The 20,443-nt window shown below is 64.7% G+C and carries 18 protein-coding genes, 1 tRNA gene and 1 pseudogene; 7 read left to right on the top strand and 13 right to left on the bottom strand.

Annotated features, from left to right (window positions below; genetic code table 11):
• Nucleotides 1-140 precede the first annotated feature (140 nt).
• A complete protein-coding gene (locus tag E3O45_RS01720; RefSeq protein ID WP_134441280.1) occupies nucleotides 141-1,235 on the top strand; it encodes a TM2 domain-containing protein in 1,095 nt (364 codons plus the stop codon).
• 215 nt (nucleotides 1,236-1,450) lie between these two features.
• Here the strand turns inward: E3O45_RS01720 and rbsD are convergent, their stop codons facing one another.
• The 7 genes from rbsD to E3O45_RS01685 all read right to left on the bottom strand — a co-directional run bounded on the left by rbsD (nucleotide 1,451) and on the right by E3O45_RS01685 (nucleotide 7,863).
• Nucleotides 1,451-1,834, bottom strand: a complete 384-nt coding sequence (rbsD, locus tag E3O45_RS01715) for a D-ribose pyranase (protein WP_092451482.1) — start codon at nucleotides 1,832-1,834, stop codon at nucleotides 1,451-1,453.
• Nucleotides 1,831-2,805 carry a ribokinase gene (locus tag E3O45_RS01710; protein ID WP_241985178.1) on the bottom strand — a complete coding sequence of 325 codons (975 nt, stop codon included), beginning with the start codon at nucleotides 2,803-2,805 and terminating at the stop codon, nucleotides 1,831-1,833. Before E3O45_RS01710 ends, rbsD begins: the two co-directional genes overlap by 4 nt.
• Nucleotides 2,802-3,743 carry a substrate-binding domain-containing protein gene (locus E3O45_RS01705; protein ID WP_134441279.1) on the bottom strand — a complete coding sequence of 314 codons (942 nt, stop codon included), beginning with the start codon at nucleotides 3,741-3,743 and terminating at the stop codon, nucleotides 2,802-2,804. Before E3O45_RS01705 ends, E3O45_RS01710 begins: the two co-directional genes overlap by 4 nt.
• Nucleotides 3,744-3,814: 71 nt before the next feature.
• A complete protein-coding gene (locus E3O45_RS01700; RefSeq protein ID WP_134441278.1) occupies nucleotides 3,815-4,786 on the bottom strand; it encodes an ABC transporter permease in 972 nt (323 codons plus the stop codon).
• 11 nt (nucleotides 4,787-4,797) lie between these two features.
• Nucleotides 4,798-6,312 (bottom strand): sugar ABC transporter ATP-binding protein, encoded by a 1,515-nt coding sequence (locus tag E3O45_RS01695; protein ID WP_134441277.1) that lies wholly within the window; start codon nucleotides 6,310-6,312, stop codon nucleotides 4,798-4,800.
• Nucleotide 6,313: 1 nt separating this feature from the next.
• Complete coding sequence (locus E3O45_RS01690; RefSeq protein WP_134441276.1) at nucleotides 6,314-7,342, bottom strand: LacI family DNA-binding transcriptional regulator; 1,029 nt, start codon at nucleotides 7,340-7,342, stop codon at nucleotides 6,314-6,316.
• A gap of 320 nt (nucleotides 7,343-7,662) precedes the next feature.
• Nucleotides 7,663-7,863: a hypothetical protein gene (locus tag E3O45_RS01685; RefSeq protein ID WP_134441275.1), complete on the bottom strand. Its 201-nt coding sequence runs from the start codon at nucleotides 7,861-7,863 to the stop codon at nucleotides 7,663-7,665.
• Nucleotides 7,864-7,984: 121 nt separating this feature from the next.
• Between E3O45_RS01685 and E3O45_RS01680 the strand changes: the two genes are divergently transcribed.
• Complete coding sequence (locus E3O45_RS01680) at nucleotides 7,985-9,052, top strand: NAD(P)-dependent alcohol dehydrogenase (RefSeq protein WP_134441274.1); 1,068 nt, start codon at nucleotides 7,985-7,987, stop codon at nucleotides 9,050-9,052.
• 179 nt (nucleotides 9,053-9,231) lie between these two features.
• Here E3O45_RS01680 and E3O45_RS01675 read toward each other — a convergent pair whose 3' ends face one another.
• The gene (locus E3O45_RS01675) at nucleotides 9,232-10,110 is read right to left on the bottom strand and encodes a helix-turn-helix transcriptional regulator (RefSeq protein WP_134441273.1); all 879 of its coding nucleotides are present in this window, start codon (nucleotides 10,108-10,110) and stop codon (nucleotides 9,232-9,234) included.
• Between the two features lie 101 nt (nucleotides 10,111-10,211).
• Here E3O45_RS01675 and E3O45_RS01670 point away from each other — a divergent pair, with 101 nt between their 5' ends.
• Nucleotides 10,212-11,231: an NYN domain-containing protein gene (locus E3O45_RS01670; RefSeq protein WP_241985177.1), complete on the top strand. Its 1,020-nt coding sequence runs from the start codon at nucleotides 10,212-10,214 to the stop codon at nucleotides 11,229-11,231.
• A gap of 91 nt (nucleotides 11,232-11,322) precedes the next feature.
• Here the strand turns inward: E3O45_RS01670 and E3O45_RS01665 are convergent, their stop codons facing one another.
• Nucleotides 11,323-12,084 carry an MOSC domain-containing protein gene (locus E3O45_RS01665; protein WP_134441272.1) on the bottom strand — a complete coding sequence of 254 codons (762 nt, stop codon included), beginning with the start codon at nucleotides 12,082-12,084 and terminating at the stop codon, nucleotides 11,323-11,325.
• A 292-nt stretch (nucleotides 12,085-12,376) separates the two neighbouring features.
• Here E3O45_RS01665 and E3O45_RS01660 point away from each other — a divergent pair.
• Nucleotides 12,377-12,450, top strand: a tRNA-Pro gene (locus tag E3O45_RS01660).
• An 853-nt stretch (nucleotides 12,451-13,303) separates the two neighbouring features.
• Nucleotides 13,304-13,771, top strand: coding sequence for a hypothetical protein (locus E3O45_RS01655; protein ID WP_241985176.1), 468 nt, complete (start codon nucleotides 13,304-13,306; stop codon nucleotides 13,769-13,771).
• Between the two features lie 36 nt (nucleotides 13,772-13,807).
• Here E3O45_RS01655 and E3O45_RS01650 read toward each other — a convergent pair whose 3' ends face one another.
• The 3 genes from E3O45_RS01650 to E3O45_RS01640 form a co-directional block, all read right to left on the bottom strand.
• Nucleotides 13,808-15,751, bottom strand: a complete 1,944-nt coding sequence (locus E3O45_RS01650) for an ABC transporter ATP-binding protein (protein ID WP_134441270.1) — start codon at nucleotides 15,749-15,751, stop codon at nucleotides 13,808-13,810.
• A gap of 231 nt (nucleotides 15,752-15,982) precedes the next feature.
• Entirely contained in the window at nucleotides 15,983-16,591 is a 609-nt protein-coding gene (locus E3O45_RS01645; RefSeq protein ID WP_134441269.1) for a hypothetical protein, read from the bottom strand.
• Nucleotides 16,578-17,147 (bottom strand): RNA polymerase sigma factor, encoded by a 570-nt coding sequence (locus E3O45_RS01640; RefSeq protein WP_134441268.1) that lies wholly within the window; start codon nucleotides 17,145-17,147, stop codon nucleotides 16,578-16,580. Before E3O45_RS01640 ends, E3O45_RS01645 begins: the two co-directional genes overlap by 14 nt.
• Nucleotides 17,148-17,794: 647 nt before the next feature.
• Between E3O45_RS01640 and E3O45_RS01635 the strand changes: the two genes are divergently transcribed.
• Together E3O45_RS01635 and E3O45_RS01630 are read left to right on the top strand one after the other, a co-directional pair.
• Nucleotides 17,795-18,769, top strand: a complete 975-nt coding sequence (locus tag E3O45_RS01635; protein WP_134441267.1) for an alpha/beta hydrolase — start codon at nucleotides 17,795-17,797, stop codon at nucleotides 18,767-18,769.
• A 70-nt stretch (nucleotides 18,770-18,839) separates the two neighbouring features.
• Nucleotides 18,840-19,856 carry a hypothetical protein gene (locus E3O45_RS01630; RefSeq protein WP_370450284.1) on the top strand — a complete coding sequence of 339 codons (1,017 nt, stop codon included), beginning with the start codon at nucleotides 18,840-18,842 and terminating at the stop codon, nucleotides 19,854-19,856.
• Between the two features lie 169 nt (nucleotides 19,857-20,025).
• Here E3O45_RS01630 and E3O45_RS01625 read toward each other — a convergent pair.
• Nucleotides 20,026-20,208: pseudogene (locus E3O45_RS01625) on the bottom strand (IS1380 family transposase); the annotation flags it as partial.
• Nucleotides 20,209-20,443 lie beyond the last annotated feature (235 nt).

The following is a 20,443-nucleotide window of genomic DNA, read 5'->3' as shown; positions in this document are numbered from 1 at the left end:
ACGTGGCGCTGCAATAACTTGTTCCTGTGCCCGCCGCAGTCGGCTGGCACCAGCAGGTGAGGATCGGCCGTTGTCATTGGGGGGAATGGCCGCTCCTCACTTGCCCCTCCCAAGCACCATCACCAGCAAAGGACGTCAGAATGACTACCAGCCAGCGCCCCGCTCCGACCGGCGTACCGACCACCCAGCAGGAACAATTTCTGCTTCCCGCTCCCCCGATTCAGGCGGCCACCATGGCCAACCCGCCCATCTCGCAGAAATCGTTCGTGGCCACCTGGCTGTTTTCTTGGCTGCTCGGCATCTTCGCCGTTGACCGTTTCTACCTCGGCAAGATCGGTACCGGCCTCTTGAAGCTGGTGACCTTCGGCGGGTTGGGGATCTGGTGGCTCGTCGACCTCATCCTCGTGCTGGTCGGTGCCCAGCGCGACAAGCACGGCCTCACACTCGCCGGCTACGGCCAGTTCAAGAAGGTCGCCTGGATTGTCACCGGCGCGGTGACCGTGCTGTCGATGATCGTGTCCGGTATCAGCGCGGGTAATGGGCCGAGTGAGAGTCCGGCCGCTGTGGCGCCGGCCGCCGCAGTCGCCGATGCGGCGGACGAGCCGGTCGCTGACGAGCCGGTGGTTGACGAGCCGGTGGTTGAGGAGGAGCCGGTCGTTGAAGCGGCGCCCGTCGACACCGTGCAGTCCTGGGCCGACGACGCCTTCGGCACGTTCGAGGTCGTCTCGCAGACCGGCTTCGGCGATAACCTCGTCACCCTGCCCGCCGGTGCCACCGCGGGGATCGTCACCGCGACCCACGACGGGAGCAGCAATTTCTCGATTTCCGTTCTCGACGCTGCGAATGCATCCACTGGGCAACTGCTCGTGAACACGATTGGTGCCTACAACGGCACGACCGAGTACGGCTTCAGCTCCTTCGGTGAGGACGCGACGCTGCAGATCACCGCCGATGGCAACTGGAGTCTGACCATCGCGCCGATCTCTGCGGCACCCGTGCTCGCGGCATCCGGTGCCGGCGACGGCGTGTTTCTCTACGACGGCTCAGCCGGCAAGCTCACGGCGACCCACGACGGCTCGAGCAACTTTGCCATCATCGAGGAAACCGACGAGCTCTTCAGCATGGGGCTGCTCGTGAACGAGATCGGGCCCTACTCGGGAACCGTGCCGCTCAGCTCCGGCCCGTCGGCCATCGTCGTCAGCGCCGACGGCAACTGGACGCTGCTGGCCGAATAGTTCGACAAGGGGGCCGGGCCGTTGCGGCTTGGCCCCCGCTGGCTGCCTCGTGGCACGTGTTTGATCCCGTGGCACTGGTTCGAACCGGTGCCGGCTTCTCGAACACGTACCACGAGGCGCGACCACTTCTCCTGATCGGCGTGGCAGAACCGTGCGACGACGTTTTTGTAGTTAATCGGCGTGACTGCCTGGGAACGCGCCAGCGGCTGACTTGCTTAAAACGACACTCCGCACACCAGCGCCGCGTTGGCGAACGGCGTCGCCTCGCCCGTGCGTATGAAGAGCTTGGCCGTCGCGGAGAAGGACTTCAACTCCGCGTGGTTGATGTACTCGATGTCTTTGAACCGTTCGGCCAGCCAGGCCCCCGCGGGGGCGGTCTTGGCCTCCTCCGCCGCCACGCAGCCCTGGAACACCATCTCGTCGAGCAGGGCGTCGAGAACCTGTTCGAACCGCGGGATACCGTGCACCAGAGCCAGGTCGATCACGGGAACCCCGGGCGGAATCGGCATGCCGCAGTCCGCGAGCAGAATGATATCCGTGTGACCCAGCCGGGCGAGTGCTCCCGACAGCTCGGCGTTCAAAATTCCCCGCTTCTTCATGCGTGAACCTGGGCTTTCACCGTCGGCAGCTCGTCGGCCAGGGTCGGATAGGAGGGCTGGGTTCCCCGGCTCTGCACCGCGAACGCGCCCACCCGCACGGCCAGGCGAACGGCCTCAAGCAGACTCGTCCCGGCGGCCAGCTGCGCGCTCAGCGCGCCGACGAAGGCATCACCGGCTCCCGAGCTGTCCACGGCGACGACCGTCGGCGAAGCCACGGCATGGGTGCCCTCGCGGTCGCCGCAGATCGCCCCGCTGGCACCACGGGTCAGTACAACGGATGCGACGCCCCACTCCAGCAGTCGGGCAACCAAGTCGGCGTCCTCGGCCGGAACGGAGCGCTGCGGAGCCAGTTGAGCGAGCACGAGGGCAGCCTCGTGCTCGTTGACGACCAGCGGGTCGGCGCGCCGGATAGCGGCGGGATCCAGTTCGATCACGGGCGCCAGATTCAACACCACGCGTCCCGTTGCCAGCCGCGCCGCCAGGGCGATTCCCGCCGCGGGGATCTCGCCCTGGAGCACCACGACGGCTGCGGCCGCGATGATGTCGGCGCAGGCCTGAACGGCCTCTGCGCCCATCAGGGCGTTGGCACCGGGGATGACCACGATGGTGTTCTCGCCATCGTCGGCCACGCTGACCAACGCCAGCCCGGTGGGGGCGTCGACCGTGCGCACGGCCGACTGGTCGACACCGGCGCGAGTCAGAATCGCGGTGGCGACGTGGGCCTGTGCATCCCGGCCCACGGCGCCGACCAGAAGTACGCTCGCACCGAGTTGGGCCGCGGCCACCGCCTGGTTGGCCCCCTTACCGCCCGGCAGAAACTCCATCGACGTTCCGATGAGGGTCTCCCCCGGCTGCGGGTGGCGGTGCACACGGATCAGCTGGTCGACGTTGATGGAACCGACGACAACAACCGAACCGCGCTCGACGATGCCGATCGGTGGAACGAGCGCACTACTGGCCAGATGAATCACTTGGTGAAATCGCCGACATTCGTCTTGGTGACGGAGACAACCTCGACCGGCACGGTCGTCTCGATCGTTTCGCCCTTGATGGCCTTGACGGCGAATTCGATCGCGAGCTTGCCGAGTTCGGCCGGCTGCTGGGCAATGGTAGCCACCAGGGTGCCCGCTTCAATTGCGGCGAGTCCATCAGCGGTGCCGTCAAAGCCGACGACGAAGACCTCGGTGCCGGCCTTGGCGCCGAGCGCCTGGATGGCGCCGAGCGCCATCTCGTCGTTCTCCGCGAAGAGACCAGTGACACCCGGGTTGGACTGCAACAGGTTGGTCGTCACATCGAGCGCGGCGGCGCGGTCGAAGTTGGCGGTCTGCGTGGCGACCACGGTGATGCCGGGGTAGGCCAACATGCCTTCCTCGAAGCCGGCACCGCGCTCGCGGCTGGCCGACGTTCCGGCCACACCCTGCAGGTGAATGACGGTGCCCGCTTCGCCCATGGCCTTGGCGAGTTCGTCGGCCGCCTGGCGCCCGCCGGCTACGTTGTCGCTGGCGACGAGTGAGGCGAGGTCGACTCCGGTGACGGTGCGGTCAACGCCGATAACCGGAATACCGGCCGTGATCAAATCGCCAACGGCGGAGGCCGCGGCATCCGAGTCGACCGGGTTGATAATGACGGCCTGGGCACCGCTGGACGCAGCGGTGGCGAGCTGATTGGCCTGGGTGGCGGAGTCGTTCTGAGCATCGACGATGCTCAGTTCCACTCCGGCCTCGGCGGCGGCAGCTTCTGCTCCGTCGCGCAGTTCCACGAAGAACGGGTTGTTCAGGGTGGAAATCGCGAGCACGATTTTATCGCCGGACGCCTCAGCGCCGCCTCGGCCGCAGGCGGTGGTGCCCGCGAGGATCAAGGCCGCTGTCGCGGTCAGTGCCGCGATTTTGAGGAACGAGGATGACTTCATTGTTTTTCCTTTGGGTGGGGATGGAACGAACGGGGAGCGGTGAAAGATTGGTGGGTGCTGGCAGCGTCGAGTCAGCTGCTGCGCGTTTTGCGGCGCAGCACGTCGATGCCCACGGCCAGGGCGATCACGAGGCCGATGACGACCTGTTGCCAGAACGACGTGACGTTGAGCAGATTCAAGCCGTTGCGAATGACGACCAAAACCAGGGCTCCAACCAGGGTGCCGGAGATCCTGCCGAGTCCGCCGGCCAGGGAGGCGCCGCCGATCACGACGGCCGCAATGGCGTCGAGTTCGTAGCCGGCAGCTGCCTGAGGCTGCGCGGAGTCAAGCCGGCCGGCGAGCAGCAGCCCGGCGAGGGCCGCGAACAGGCCGGCCAGCGTGAAGACGGTGACCAGGATGCGCTTGACCGGCAGTCCCGAGAGCCGCGCCGCTTCGGCGTTGCCGCCGACGGCATACATCGAACGGCCGATCACGGTGCGGTTGAGGATGAACGAGGCGACCAGGGCGGCGATGACGAGAATGACGATCGGCATCGGAACCGGTCCCAGATTACCGCCGAGAAAGGAAACCTCGGGCGCGGTCTTGATCGGGCGGCCGTCGGAGATGACCAGGGTCAGTCCCCGGGCCACGCTGAGCATGGCGAGGGTGGCGATGAAGGAGGGAAGCTTTCCGTAGGCGTTCGCCATACCGTTGATGGCACCGGCCAGCGCTCCGACGAGCAAGCCTCCCACTAGGGCGAGCCACCCCGGAAGCCCGGCGCTGGCGAACATCCAGCCCGAGGACATGGCCGACAACGCCGCCACGCTGCCGACGGAGAGGTCGATCCCCCCGGCAACGATGACGAAGGTCATACCGAAGGCCAACACGGCCACGGTGGAGACCTGGATGCCGATGTTCAGCAGGTTCGGCCCGGTCAGAAAGTCGGGGGTGGCGATGAACAGGGCGAGGCAGAGCACGACGAGGCCGACCAGGGCACCGTTGTTGGCGAGGAACTTCTTGTAGTCGAGGCCGCGGCGCGGCGTCGGCAGAGTGGTGGTGGACATGAGGTTCTTCCCTATCTCTGTTCGTGCTTCTCGTCGACATCGCGGGCGGCGAGTGTCATGACTGCGTCTTGGGTGGCCTCCGCGGCCGTGAGCTCACCGGCGAGTCGGCCATCACGCATCACCAGAATGCGGTCGCTCATGCCGAGCACCTCGGGCAGTTCGCTGGAAACCATGAGGATCGCTCCCCCGGCCGCCGTGATTGTGTTCATCAGTTCGTAGATTTCGACCTTGGCACCCACGTCAACACCGCGGGTGGGTTCATCGAGCAGCAAGACCGTGGAGGCAGCGATGATCCAGCGGCCGAACACGGCTTTCTGCTGGTTGCCCCCGGAGAGGGCACCGATCGGTTGATCGATGGTGTGCATGCGGATGCGCAGTTTTTTCGCAACGGCGGCGGCCCGACGGCGCTGGCCGGCGAAGTCCACCAGCCCCAGCTTCGCGGTGGAGGCGAGGGTTGCGTAGCCCAGGTTGTTATTGACGGAGGCGTCGAGCACCAGTCCCTGCGCCTTGCGGTCCTCCGGAACATGCCCGATACCAGCAGCGATGGCAGCCTTGATATTTCCGTTGGGCAGGCTTTGGCCGCGAACGGTGACCGTGCCGGAGGTGTACCGGTCGGCGCCCGCGATCGCCCGGATCAGTTCGGTGCGACCGGCACCGACCAGGCCCGCGATTCCGAGCACCTCGCCGGCTTTGACGGTGAAGCTGATATCGCTAAACCGCCCTGTTGAGGTGAGCTTCTCCACGGTGAGAATTTCTGCGGCCTGGCTGAGGTCTGCGGAGTCCCGGGGAAACTGGTCGTCGATGCCGCGGCCGACCATCAGCTTCACGAGCTCGTCTTCGGGTGTCGAGGCGGGAACCTCCGCGATGTATTCCCCGTCGCGTAGCACCGTGACGGTGTCGCCCACCTCGGCGATCTCGTCGAGGTGATGGCTGATGAACAGCATGCCCACGCCCTGCCGTCGCAGATCGGCCATGACGGCAAACAGGCTTTCGGTTTCGTGTCGGGTCAGCGCCGCGGTGGGTTCGTCCAGGATGAGGATACGGGCGTCGACGCTCAAGGCCTTGGCGATTTCGACCAGTTGCTGCCGGGCGATGCCCAAGTCCCCCACCAGGGTGTCCACGTCGATATCGAGTCCGATCAGGTCGAGAGCGGCACGAGCTTGCCGTCGCATGGCGCGACGGTCCACGAGACCGTGCCGGGTCGGCATCCGCCCGAGCATGACGTTCTCGGCAATACTCATGGTGGCAACCAGGTTCAGTTCCTGATGGATCGTGGCGATGCCCAGCGCCTCGGCCGCTCGGGTGTTCGGCACGGTGACCGTTTTGCCATCCACCACGATGTGGCCGGAATCCGGCTGGTAAACCCCGGCCATCATCTTGATCAGGGTGGACTTGCCGGCGCCGTTCTCCCCGAGCAGCACCTGCACCTGGCCCGGGTAGACGCTGACCGTGACATCGTCGATGACCGTGACCGGGCCGAAAACCTTCCCCACGTTTTGCAGGGTGAGCAGCGGTTGTTGTGTCATGTCAGTTCTTCCTTCGGCTGGCTGCGGGCAGGATGGGCGACATCGACGACGCCCGGATGACGAGTTCACTGGGCAGAACCACCGATTGCGGGCTTTCCCCGGCGATGACCTGAAGGAGCAGGTCGACAGCGATTCGGCCCATGTCCTCGACGCTGTGGGAGATGACGCTGAGGGCCGGGTTGAGCAGGGCGAACCACTCGATGTCGTCGAAGGCGACCAGCGCGATGTCTGTGCCGATGCCCAGGCCCAGCTTGTGCAGAATCGCGATCGCACCGACGGCCATCAGGCTGTCGGCGGCGAGCAGGGCCGTGGGCGGGTCATCCAGTTGCAGCAGGGCGTGCACACCAGCCGAGCCACTCCCCGCTTGGAAGTCACCGAAGTAGACCAAATCGGAGTCCTGGCTGAGACCGGCGTCGGCCACGGCGGCCGTGAAGGCGGCGAATCGGTCGCGGCCCGTTGAGGTTGCCTGGGGGCCGGAGATGTAGCCAATCCGGGTATGCCCGAGGGCGGCGAGGTGTTTGACGGTCTGGCGAATGCCGACTTTGCTGTCGGTGGTCACGCTCGGCACGTCGATGCCATAGACGGTGCGGTCAACGAAGACCGTCGGGATCTCGCGCTCAATCAGAGAACGGATGCTGCCGCCACCGTCACCGAGCGGCGCCACGATGATGCCGTCCACGCGCCGCGAGATCAGGGTGTCGAGGTACCGGTCCTGCTGCACCTTCTGCTCATTGGCGTTGCCGAGCAGCGTGACGTACCCCTCGGTGAGGGCGGCTTGTTCGACGGTGTGGGCGAGGTCGGCGAAGAACGGGTTGCGTACATCCGGCACGAGCAGGCCGATCGAGTCGCTGCGGGTTGAACGCAGCGCTCTGGCCTGGGCGTTGGGCCGGTAGTCCAGCTCCTTGACTGCCGCGGCGACCTTGGCGCGCGCCTGCGGGGAGGTGGCCGGGTTGCCGGAGAGCACGCGGGACGTCGTCGCCGCAGATACGCCCGCGAGAGCGGCCACGTCCTTGATTGTGATGTCCGCCATCTTCTTCACCTCATTGTGTTCGTGGAATCGATTCCATGGAATCGATTCCACTTTAGGTCGTGGGGCGAACGAATGTCAACGCGATCAGCCGATTGGGCTCGCTCGTCAAGCGGGCTTCGGATCGCACCTGCGTCGTGGGTGTGTGCAATGCATGCCCGGGCCCCTGAGCCACGTCAAGAAAAATGGGGTCGCTGCGGGCTAGTGCCACGCGACCTCGTTGCGGCGCTCAACTGAAAAGCCCGCCCGTGTGTGACCACGGGCGGGCTTCTCAAACACGTGCCGCGACGTGCTCGCGGTCGCTCAAGTCAATTTGACGGCGGTCAGTCGGCGCTGATCTGCAGGCGGAACTGGTCGCGCTTGGTGTGCAGGTTCCAGAGGTGTTCGGCCAGTTTTGCCGGGTCCTTCTCGGGGTGGCCAGCAATGATTCCACCGCCGAACCCGTCGATGGCGAGATATTCCCGGCCGGTGCACGGTGAAGGCGTCGCGAAAGCGGATGCCCTGGGTAGGTCAGACAGTGCCATGCTGCGGCCTCGACGGTGTCGGTGGAGCGGCGTAATGTTGCACGAGCGGATGTCACCGCCGACACGTGCCACGGCACGGGGTTCCCCCGCATTCCACCACCGGTACCGAAAGAACTTTTCTATGACGACCACCGTTCCAGCCCTCGCCGCCCCCGCGGCCAATCAGCCCCTCGCTCGCACCACCATCGAGTTGCGCACCCCCGGCGCTCACGACGTCGCGATCGACATCAAGTTCGCCGGCATCTGCCACTCCGACATCCACCAGGCACGCGACGAATGGGATACCGGGCTGTTCCCGATGGTTCCCGGCCACGAGATCGCCGGCATCGTCTCGGCCATCGGCAGCGGCGTCACCCGATACCAGGTGGGCGACCGCGTCGGCGTTGGCTGCTTCGTTGACTCCTGCCGCGAGTGCGCCAACTGCCTCGCCGGCGAAGAGCAGTACTGCCTCAAGGGTGAGGTCGGCACGTACAACGACCGCAACCACGACGGCACCCCCACCAACGGTGGCTACAGCACCGCGATCGTCGTCGACGAGAACTACGTGCTCGGCATCCCAGACGGCATCGAGCTCTCCGAGGCCGCTCCCCTGCTCTGCGCCGGCATCACGCTGTTCTCCCCCCTCACGAACTGGAAGGCCGGCCCCGGCAAGAAGGTTGCCATCCTCGGCATGGGCGGCCTCGGACACATGGGTGTGAAGATCGCCCACGCGCTCGGCGCCGAGGTCACCGTGCTCAGCCAGACCCTGAGCAAGAAGGAAGACGGCCTGCGTTTCGGCGCAGATCACTACTACGCCACCAGCGACCCGACCACCTTCACCGAGCTCGAGAACCACTTCGACCTCATCGTGAACACCGTCGCCGCCAACCTCGACCTGGAGGGCTACCTGAAGCTGCTCGCCCTCAACGGCACGCTCGTGCACGTCGGAATCCCCACCGAGCCCGACAGCGTGAAAATGTTCTGGCTCGCCGCCCAGCGTCGCTCCATCGCCGCCTCCAAGATCGGCGGCATCCGCCAGACCCAGGAAATGCTCGACTTCTGTGCCACCCACGGAATCGGCGCCGACATTGAGATCATCTCGGTCGATCAGGTGAACGAAGCATACGAGCGTGTTATCCGCAGCGACGTGCGCTACCGTTTCGTTATCGACGTTGCCACGTTTGCGAACGAGACCCGCGTCGACGCGTAGGCGCACCGACCGGCGCGGCATAAGCCTCGCCGGTCGATAAAAAACCCGGGCACGAACCGCCCCGGGCCGCAGATTTCAACGCGGCCCGGGGCATCCGTCATTAAGGAACTCCGCGCCGAGGAGCGCGCCCGTCTCGAGGCACCGTACCTGCCGCGAATGCCCGGAGGGTTCTAAAAGCGTCAGCGAAGGGACTTGAGCGCGGCGGCATCCGTTTGATCGGTACGCCACGAGGCCAAAATGCGCAGGGCGTCGTTCGAGGCGGACCCGGGTTGCGTGCTGTAGACGAAGAGTTGTTGGTCGGGTTCGCCCGGAACCGGGAAGGTTTCGTAGTCCACGTCGACCCGACCAACGATCGGGTGTATGAAACGCTTGACTCCGAACGTGCACTCCCACACCCGGTGTTGACTCCACCAGGCGCGAAATTCGTCGCTCTTGACGGTCAACTCGCCGATCAGCTCGTTGAGTGCCCGGTCGTTCGGGTGAGATCGCGCGTCGTGGCGGAGCATGGCCGCCACGTCGCGGGCCACAATGTCCCAGTCCAGGTACAGGGTGCGTGCCGCCGGGTCGAGGAATGTCCATCTGGCCATGCTGCGCCCGAGTCCCACGCCCTGCGTGAAGTCCTTCAGCAACAGCTTGGCGAGGTCGTTCATGGCCAGCACGTCCATGCCAACGCCGAGCACGAACGCCGGCTGCGCGGGGAACGAGTCCATGATGGTGCGCACTGACGGCCGAATCGTGTTGGAGCGCCGCCGTTGCTGTATACGTCCACCGGTCGACGCCGACAACAGCGAGAACAGATAGGTGCGCTCCGCCTCATTCAGGTGCAGTACCTCGGCGAGCGCATTGACAACCGCATCGGATGCCTGCGTCACCCGGCCCTGTTCCATGCGCGCGTAGTAGTCAACGCTCACGCCGGCGAGCCCAGCCACTTCATCACGGCGCAGTCCGGGCACTCGCCGGGACGCCGCAAGCGGGTTGATAGGAAGCCCGACATCGGCGGGCGTTAGCCGAGCCCTGGCCGAGCGCAAAAAATCAGCGAGGGTATCTTTGTCGTCCATCCCTCCAGTATCTCTCGACTGCTTGACCGCGCACCGAGTTGCCCTCTACCCGCAGCGCAGCGCAGACTATACCTACCGGATCGCAACTGAGTCTTCCGCCTGTGGCTAAGGAGCTCACCATCACTGAACCGAACGACGCCCGCGTCGGCCTTTATATCGACTTCGACAACATCGTCATCTCGCGCTATCAGCAGTTGCACGGGCGCAATGCCTTTCAGCGCGACGGCATCCGCGATTTCAACAAGTCTTCAGCGGATGCCGACCCCGAGATCGCCGCACGGCTCGCCGCCGCGACCGTTGACTTCAACGCCATCATCGACTTTGCGGCGTCCTTCGGAACTTTGGTCGTCAATCGTGCCTACGCCGACTGGTCGGTTCCGGTCAATGCAAGCTACCAACGCCAGCTCATGTCCCGAGCGGTGGACCTGACCCAGCTGTTCACCACGACCACCCGCGGAACCAAGAACGGTGCGGACATCCGTTTGGCCGTGGATGTGGTTGAAGACCTTTTTCGGCTGCCCGATCTGACCCATGTGATCATCATCGCCGGCGATTCCGACTACATCGCGCTCGCCCAGAAGTCGAAGCGGCTGGGTCGCTTCGTGGTGGGCATCGGCGTCGCGGGCTCGACGAGCACCTCGCTGGCGGCGGCGTGCGACGAGTTTGAAGACTACGACTCGCTGCCCGGAATCGGCAAAGCCACCGCGACAGCTGTGGAGAGGCCCAAGTCCAGCAGGCGGGCGCCCGAACCCGCCGAAATTGCACCCGACCCGGCCCCCATCGAGGCCCGCAAGTTCACCACGATTCCCATGTTCTCGCACACCGATGACGCACAATTCGACGAGCCCGAAGCCGAAGACATCGACCCGCAGACCCTGGCCACCGAGCTCCTCGTGCGTGCGCTGCAGATCGGTCATGCCAAGGGTGACGACGACGAATGGCTCAACACGGGCACCGTCAAGAACCAGATGCGCCGCATGGACCCGTCTTTCAACGAGAAGCCGCTCGGTTTTCGTTCCTTCACCGATTTTCTCTCGTCGCGCAGCGACCTGGCCGAGCTGAAAGAGGATGGCCCGCAGCGGCTGATCCGGCTGCGTCCGGACGCAGAAATTAGGCGCTAAGCCACGCCCGCCCTGACCAGCCTCCGGAAGTCAATCGGAGGCTGGGGCCGGCAGTCTCCCGGCGTCGCAAGGACCTGACCAGCGGGTCTGCTCAGTGGGGTGGTACGACCCGCACGTGGTCGCCGACCGACACGGTTCCCGGACTGATCACCTCGGCATAAACGCCAAACATGATGTCGCTCGCCTGCAGCCGGTAGTTGGCGAGTGTTTTTAGCAGGTGGGTGCCGCGAGCGCCGGAGTCGGGGTCAATGTCGATGACCGCGCACCGGGGAATGCCGCCTTTCACGAGGAGTCGCACTCCCCCGAGCTCGAGTTCGTGGCCAGCCCAGGAGTCTTCCACGTGCGCGTCGGCGTCGCCGGTGTCAATGGTGAAAGTGCCGCGGAATCGGCGCGTATCGACCGCTGTTTGCGATTCGCGGGCCAACCGGGCCAGGGAACTCGACGTGGTGATCGTGACGGAGTCGCCGTACACCACGGATCCGGTGACAGTGCTCCGCGCGAGGGTGACGCTGCGCCCCAGCAGCCGGGAGAATTCGGTGGCCCACGGCCCCTCGATCACCTGCATGGCGGTGGATCGACCCCAGTAGTCCAGGTCGAGATACTCGTGCGTCATTTCGGGTTCCGCCGCAACTCGGCGGCTATCGAACGCGACGGCTAGCACGCCGTCAGCCCAGCGAGCCTCGCACCTCACCAGAAGCGGATGCTCAACCGTCTTTAGAATGGTGCCGGTGTTTCGATCGACGACGGCGAATTCGCGGTCACCGATGGGACCGTCGACCGCGAGCGAAACGGTTTCACGTGGCTGGTGGCGACCACCTTTGAGGGGCGACAGCCCGATCTCTCGAATGTGCATGATGCCGTTCAGCCTAGCGAGCAGCTTGGTTGTGCACGAGGTGAGCCCGCACCCGTCATGACTACATTTTCGTAGCACGGCCGCCTACTCCAAGGCCGCACCCAGCGCGAACTGGCTGCCGACTTGAGACCCAGCCAGCGGTACGTCTACGAAATGAAAACCGGCAAACCGCGACGGCACCGCGTGCTTCCCAGCCGTCGCCCCATGTGTTCTTGGGCGCTCTCAGAAAGCGGTAAGCTCTTACAGTTGTCTTCCGCAGGTTTTGATCGTTGAAATCGTGTTGTGGGAGCGGCGGGCTGTGGCGCAGCTTGGTAGCGCACTTGACTGGGGGTCAAGGGGTCGCAGGTTCGAATCCTGTCAGCCCGACAAAAGGGCCGTTCGCGAAACTGTTCGCGAAACGGCCCGGTTGGAACAAAAAGAAATCGCTCCTGAGGATTCTCAGGAGCGATTTCTGGTTTAAGTGGATGTTTCGTGAGTCTCTACCGGCGATTCGAGTCGTTTGACTGCCGGACTGGTGATTCTGGGCCTTTCAGGGCGCGTCGGATTGTCCAGAATGCTTGGAGTTTGCCCTCTCGGACGGTACGGGTGGCCTCGCTGGACCGGTTTAGGTTCTCCGGGGAGGTCCGCCGGTCTCATCGCCGTCTGATCGTTTGGGTTTGGTGGGTCGCTTTACATCGGGCGGGTAGGTGTCCGTGTCGGGATTGAACCGTCCCTGATTTCCTGCCGCTTTCTTTCTGGTGAAAGGATTCGGATATGCCCAAGAAACACCCAACAGCGGTTTGCGGATCACCCCGGGCGGTTGCGAATGTCCTCGTCGCACTGAATGGGTTGGTCCGGTCGGACCCACTGCTGCTGGACAACAAATGGGCTCCCGCACTGCGTCTGATCGTCGACTTGAACCGCGCCATTCAGAATGGTGCTGAGCGCGCAAGCCGGCCGCGCCGTTGACGCTGAGATCGTCGCGGTACCGGAGCACGGAAAGGATGAAACTCAGGCTTGCGTCATCTTGCTAGATTCCGTCTAGAGAAAGCATGCAGGGGTGTGTTATCGGATAGCGTCGCATTTATTTCGCGGTTCGCGGGCCTGTCCATCTGTGGAGGTGCGCACGCGCACGCACTTCCATGGCTACGGTTGTAACGAGCACAGTGATTGAGAGCACGTGATGACGTACAGCGTAATTCGAGTTCGCGCGACGCCTGGTGCCTCGCGCTCAGGGCACATGGGTGACGTGCTCGTGGTTGCTGGTATCGCGGTGGCCGCGTGGATCTCTTTCGGCCGCCACCTCTTCGGGATCGGTGGCGACCTCACCATCATCTACGCGGCGACGCTGGGTGTGATTTTTGCCGCCTTGCTGGTGTTTACGGGGCTCGCGGTACGACGCACGGCACGTCGAGGGTTCGAAACTCGCGCGATTACATACGTGTTTTTCCTTGCATCAGGCGTTATCGGACTCTTGTTGGGACTCACGCTTCCAGATTCAACACCTCGCGGTTTGCAGACAATCATCAGCGGACCCACACAGCCTGCGTTGGATATCGCTATTGGTATCGCGAACCCCCTGGGCGTTATCGGAATCGCGACCGCGATCATTGCGCTCGTGCTTTCGATTCGCGATTCGCGCGGGCGAATCACGCTTGTTGAGTCTTGGGGCGACGAGGATGACGGCGCCCTTGTCGACCCCGCGTAGCGGCAATTCGTTGCATCGACGCAACTCACGAAGTGACTAGACCCCGCTTAGCGCTTCCGCATCCGCATCCGCTTCCGCTTCCGCTTCCGCTTCCGCTTCCGCATCTGCCGCAACATTCTTCTGCACGGCGAACTGGGTCCGGTGCAATTCCTCGTACCGCCCACGCACAGCCAGCAATTCCTCGTGCGTACCGCGCTCCACGATCGAGCCGTCCTCAACCACGAGGATCAGGTCCGCGCTGCGGATGGTGGAGAGGCGGTGTGCGATCACCATCGCTGTCCGTCCCTCGAGCGCCTCGCTGAGCGCCGCCTGCACGGCGGCCTCAGACGTAGAGTCCAGCGCCGCTGTCGCCTCGTCGAGGATGACGACGCGCGGCTGGGCGAGCAGGAGCCTGGCGATGGTCATCCGCTGGCGCTCTCCCCCGGACAATCGGTAGCCACGCTCGCCCACCATGGTGTTCAGCTGGTCGGGCAGGGACCGGATGAGCGGCTCGAGCCGCGCACGGCGAACGGCATCCCACACCTCATCGTCGGACGCTTCCGGCCGCGCGAGCCGCAGATTGGAGAGGATGGTCTCGTGGAACAAGTGGCCGTCTTGCGTCACCATACCCAGAGTGTGCCGCATGGAGGCGAACGTGACATCGCGGACATCCGTCCCCGCGAGACGCACGGCGCCGCTGTCGACGTCATACAGGCGCGAGAGAAGCTGCGCAATCGTGGATTTGCCGGCACCGGACGAACCAACGAGGGCAACGGTCTGACCCGGCTCGATCCTGAAGGACACGCCGTGCAGCACCTCCTCGCCGCCGCGCGTGTCCAATGTGGAAACCTCTTCGAGAGACGCGAGAGATACCTTGTCCGCGGACGGGTAGGCGAAGCGCACGTTGTCGAACTCGACGGACACCGGGCCTTCGGGCACGGCGACGGCGTCGGGCTTCTCCTTAATGAGCGGGTCAAGGTCGAGCACCTCGAAGACGCGCTCGAAGCTGACCACCGCGCTCATGATCTCCACCCGTGCGTTTGCGAGGCCGGTGAGCGGCGCGTAGAGGCGGGTGAGAAGGAGCGCCAGGGTGACCACGTCACCGGTGTTCAGCTGGCCGGCTAGTGCGAGGAAGCCGCCGAGCCCGTACACGAGCGCCAGGGCGAGAGCGGAGACGAGCATCAGTGCGGTGTAGAAGACGAACTGCAGCATCGCGGCCCGCACACCGATATCGCGGACACGGGCGGCGCGGACGCGGAACTCCTCGGCCTCCTCGTCGGGCCGGCCGAACAGCTTGACGAGGGTGGCGCCGGGCGCTGAGAAGCGCTCGGTCATCTGCGTGCTCATGGCGGAATTGTGATCGGCGGCCTCGCGGCGGAGCGCGGCGAGGCGGCTCCCCATGCGGCGGGCGGGTACCAGGAAGATGGGGAGCATGATCACGGCGAGAACCGTCACGAGCCAGGACGTGCTGAGCATGACGATCAGGGTGAGGATCAGCGCCACGACGTTCGTGACCACGCCGGACAGCGTGCCGCTGAAGGCCTGCTGAGCGCCGATCACATCGTTGTTGAGGCGGCTCACGAGCGCGCCCGTTCGTGTGCGGGTGAAGAACGCGATCGGCATCTTCTGCACGTGATTGAAGACGGCGGTACGGAGGTCCAAAATCACGCCTTCGCCGATCCTCGCCGAGTACCAGCGCGTCACGAGTGACACGGCTGCGTCGGCCACTGCCACGAGCGCGATGACGACGGCGAGCCACACAATCGTGGTGACCGCGCCCTGGGCGACGATGACGTCGACCACCTGGCCGGCGAGTACCGGCGTCGCGACCGCGAGGAAAGCTCCCACGGTGGAGAGGGTGATGAAGATCAGCAGCTTGGACCGGTAGGGCACCGCGAACGTCATGATCCGCCTCACGGACTCACGAGAGAAGCCGTGCTTGCCGTCCCTAGCACGCGAGATCTTGTGCAGCGAGCTCCAGGCCGCGCCTTCCATGCTCATGGTGGTTCCTTTCGCTCGTACTAAACCAAGTTTAGATAACGAGTTGCCCGAGCTCGGTGTTCTCCCCAGTGGCGGCGAACCGGGGCTTCTTTCATGAAACGGCTCGGCCGCCAAAGAGAAATCGCTCCTCGAGCGATTCTCAGGAGCGATTTCTGTTACGAGCGGATGCTGCGCGAGCGTTGATGGGACGATTCCACGCACTTCCCCGCCAGCCGCTCGCTCGTTCCTAGATCAGCCAGGGAACGCTGCGTCGTAGACCGCGCGAAGCTCGGCACTGTCGGCCCCGGTCACGCCGCATCCCGTGATCGTTCCATCGACTGCGCCGACGAGGTAGCTCTGGCCGACCGCGAAGGGCACGCCCGAGAAGTCAGAGGTCATCGCGTCGACCTGCGTCACCTCCACGCGGTCGGCGACCTCGCCGACAAAGCGCTCTGTGACCTCCAGCAAAACGGTGTTGCCCTGCATCTGCAGCACCGTCGCGGCGAACGCCTGCTCCTGCGCCGCGACAGTCGCCGGCTCGAGCACGAGGCAGCTACCGCTCGCGAGGCCTCCACCCATGGGAGGCTGCAGCGCCTCGATGGTGGGTTCCGGACCACCGAGAACGAGGGGTACGACGATAGCGGCGGCGATGGCGAGGCCCGCGGCGACGCCGGCCACCGGCATCCACCGCCGGAACGCGCGTCGCGGCGTCTCGGGGGTGACAGTCGGGGTGGTAACGGATTGGTCGATCATAATCTGCTCCATTCTGTGGTCGAGCCACGTCGGCGAGGCAGGGGGCAGCGCGCGGGCCGGATCGGCGGCGCGCAGCTGATCGCGCAGCGCACGGTCATCGTCGTGCATCGTCGCTCCCTTCGTCGTAAGGTATATGTCCGGTCGGGTGGCCCGATTTCAGTAGCTCCTGCTTGAGGCGCGCCTTCGCGCGGTGCAGCCGGATCGCCGCTGCGTTCGCGCTGACGCCGAGCACAACGGCAATCTGCGGGCTCGTCAACTCGTCCCACGCCCACAGCCGCAGGATCTCGGCATCGTCTCGACGCAGGCCGGCGAGGGCTGCGGTCACGCGGGCCGCCACGGCAGTGCCTTCATCGACGGTGGATGCTGCCGGGTTCTCGTGTGCAACGGCCGGCGGCGGGTCGATCGTGATGATGCGGCCGATGAGACGGGTGCGGCGACGCTCGGCGCGTTGGGCGTTGCTGAGGCACTGTCGAGCGACGACGATCGCCCAGGGGAGGGCATCGTCGGGCACCTCGTCGAGGCGGCGCCAGCACACGAGCAGCGTGTCGCCGATCACATCGTCGGCCGTCGCGGCGTCGGTGCGGCGGTGCAGGTAGCGGCGTACAGGGTCGCCGACGAGCGCGACGAGGTTGCGCATCCGCTTTTCGCGCTGGGTGTCGGTCACAACTCTCATACTGAGGCATGTCCGGCAGAGGCGCGAGGATTTCATGCGAGGCACGCTCGCACCGTTTCACCCCGTCGGTTCCCGGCCTGGCCCACATCTATGCCCCTCTACGTGGGCCTTGCGGCCGGGAAAGGCCTGGATGCTCGATGCGGTGTCATCGGCCGCATCATTGATAATTTGCTGCCAGCACTCAATGACGTCCGTGCACAGCGAGGTGATTACCGGCGGTTCATGAGGGCGTGCAGGGCTGCGCGACGCGCTGCGGTCATCCGAATCCCCGCGAAGCGGTGAGTGCTAATTTCTGCGAACTGGAGGAAAATCGCGCGCCGTGCGGAGGAAAATCGTTCCCCGATTCCCCCGCGATCCGCGCCCTGCTGGGTTTCGCGAACGGCCCACCAAAAGTCCCGGAAAATCGCAAGATCTGCCGGGACTTTTCATTTCCATTTAACTGCTCATCTTCTTGACTCGATTTCCCGACGGGGAGAAACAACCGGGAGAGCCGTCCGTTCTGCGCGATCGAGCCTGGTCCGCCACATGGCGGGTACACCGAACGCAAATGCGTATCGACGGCGGTCCCGTTGCCTTGGCGACAGGCGGCATACTCGGGTCAGGCCACAAAGCCGTGACCGAGACCAATGGAGGTCCACATGACGATTGCAACCCACCCCGCTCCACCGTTCGATGTCGAACTCGGCGCTGTTCTTGCCGTCATTGGAGAAATGCTGCCACCGACGATCACCCCGGAACTCATCGTTCCCTTTCGCCAAGGCGGCCTGCTCGGGACGCCGATCAACGAGATCATCGGAGACCGTCCGATCCGCCATGAGGAGCGAACCATTCCCGGCCCGGTTGGTGCACCAGACCTGACCGTATCGATCTTCTCCCGCACCGATCATGTCGCCGGCGGCCCCGGAATCTATCACCTGCACGGCGGAGGAATGATTATCGGCGACCGGTTCACGGGTGCTGACGAGTATCTCGCCTGGGTTATGGAGTTCGATGCTGTCGTCGTGTCGGTCGAGTACCGTCTGGCGCCGGAGAATCCCGACCCCTACCCCGTTGATGACTCGTATGCCGGACTCGTCTGGATGGCCGATCATGCTGACGAACTCGGTATCGACGTCGACCGAATCGTCGTCGGTGGTGCCAGCGCTGGTGGCGGACTGGCGGCCGGAGTGGCCCTCAAAGCGCGCGATCTCGGCACTCCGACCCTCGCCGGTCAGCTGCTGATCTATCCCATGCTCGACGATCGCAATGAAACCGTTTCGAGCCACCAGATTGACGGATTCGGTGTTTGGGACCGCGGGAGCAACGACACGGGCTGGGACTCCCTGCTCGGTGATCGACGCAGGACCGAAAACGTATCTATCTATGCCGCGCCGGCCCGCGCCACCGACCTGACCAATCTTCCACCAACCTTTATCGACGTCGCGACGGCCGAGGTGTTCCGTGACGAAGACGTCGCCTATGCGACGAAGATCTGGGAGCAAGGCGGTATTGCGGAGTTGCACGTCTGGCCCGGCGGATTCCATGGCTTCGACGCGATGGCTCCTCAGGCAGCTCTGTCCCTCGAGGCGCGAGCGGCGCGCGTCGCCTGGTTACACCGCATCCTCGGCGCGTAAAGACCTCGTTGTGCCCGCCCTTCCCGTCGGCGTCGACTGTTATGGTGGGCACAACGACTAACCCAAATGAGTGGCGAAGATGCAGGAACTCGTGGGTCGTCTCACGGCTCTCGACGCCGAGGCGACCGAAACCATCAAGGTCATCGCGTACTTCGACGCCCTCGTCGCCGGCCACGCCAGCACACAGGTCATCTTGCGGGGGGCCGCGATTTTAAGCGGATGCGCTGCCGGCTTCAGCTCCGACGGCGCCGTCCTGCGCGTCGATGCTTCGGGGGCTCGCGCTCTGGAACCCCGCACCCGTGATGGATGGCCGTCGCATTCCTTCGGCGGCGGCGTGGCCTGGATCGAACGCGAGGGATCAGCTCACGCGAACGACGACATGATCCTCGAACGTTTGGCCATTGCACTCGGGATCGCATGGGAGCGAACATCTCCTGCCGCTGCGACGCGGCGCGCCCTGCAAGTGATCATTGACTCAAAGTCAACGCCACAAGCCCGCCTCGAGGCTACACACCGACTGCGTCTGGGGCCCCGCACGCTCTACCGGGTTTCCGCCACTCCGGAGGACACGATACTGAGCGGGCCCAGCGTCGTTTTGAGCACGGGCTTCGGATCCATTCGCGCGGGCCTTCAGGCTGCCGAGATCATGGAAGTCGTGGAGCCAACCGAACGCGCCGGGATCGGGATCTCGACACTGCCCGACGCGCTCGACCGATCCTGGGCATCCGCTTTGATCGCGCTTCGGCTCTCATCGGAGCGCGAGCCTGTCGTGAACGCCGAGGAACTCGGAGCCATGTTACTTCTCGCCGATGCAACGGACGGGCGTGCGCATGATTCCCCCGACCTGATCGCGCTGGAAGCTTTGGTGCAGTCACAGCCCCGCGCTGCCGCAATTCTGGAGTCAATCGCAGGCACTGACAGCCTGCGCGCCGTCGCTGTGGAAGTCGGACTCCACCACTCGACCGTCCAGGCCAAGGCGGCTGATTTCGCACACGCCCTGGGGTTCGACCCGCGCTCTCCCCGCGGACGCGTGCGTCTGGCACTCGCCCTCGCCCTGCGACGCCTGGCGACTAACCGGTTCGACTGAATCCAGGTGCGCTCCACCCAGCGCTGACCATGCCGCCGGGACGAGAATGCGGCGGAGGAGCTCCGCTACCCCTCCGCCGCATTGTCGTGCACTCAGACTGCAAAGTTCAGGATGCAGCCGGGCGAAGCCTCAGCATGCCCGTCTAGAGAACGACCGTGATCACCTTCTCCTCGGCGCCGGCGAGCATCCCCGCGACCAACGCGGTGACTTTCAATCCGGCGTTCGCGCCGAAGTATCCAGGCCGGCTCAGCCGGGCATCGACGAGCTCCCCGAGAGCCGTTTTCACCGCGAGAGCCAGCGCCGGGACCAGCCCTGCGGCCGACAAACGGTTCGAAGTATGGAAAAGTTGCATCTACGAGGTGCCTCTCGGATCGGTCGAATTGAACCCTAAGTCAGTTCTATTTTTTCTGATCCGACAGGCATTCTCGCTTTAACGCGCCACCACAACCTCAACTCGACCGGTGGATCGAGGCTAAGAGCAATACCGTTCAGTTAAGCACTTGAATGGTGATTTCTGGCTCGTGACCGGGTTGTGGCCAGTGGGCGTGGTGGAAGCGTTTGGCGGGCCATTTCGAGACCTTGCGTTT

Origin of the sequence: Cryobacterium sp. TMS1-20-1 (genome assembly GCF_004402355.1) — a bacterium.
In the GTDB taxonomy this organism is placed as follows: domain Bacteria; phylum Actinomycetota; class Actinomycetes; order Actinomycetales; family Microbacteriaceae; genus Cryobacterium; species Cryobacterium levicorallinum.
This window is presented reverse-complemented; position numbering and strand designations above follow the sequence as displayed.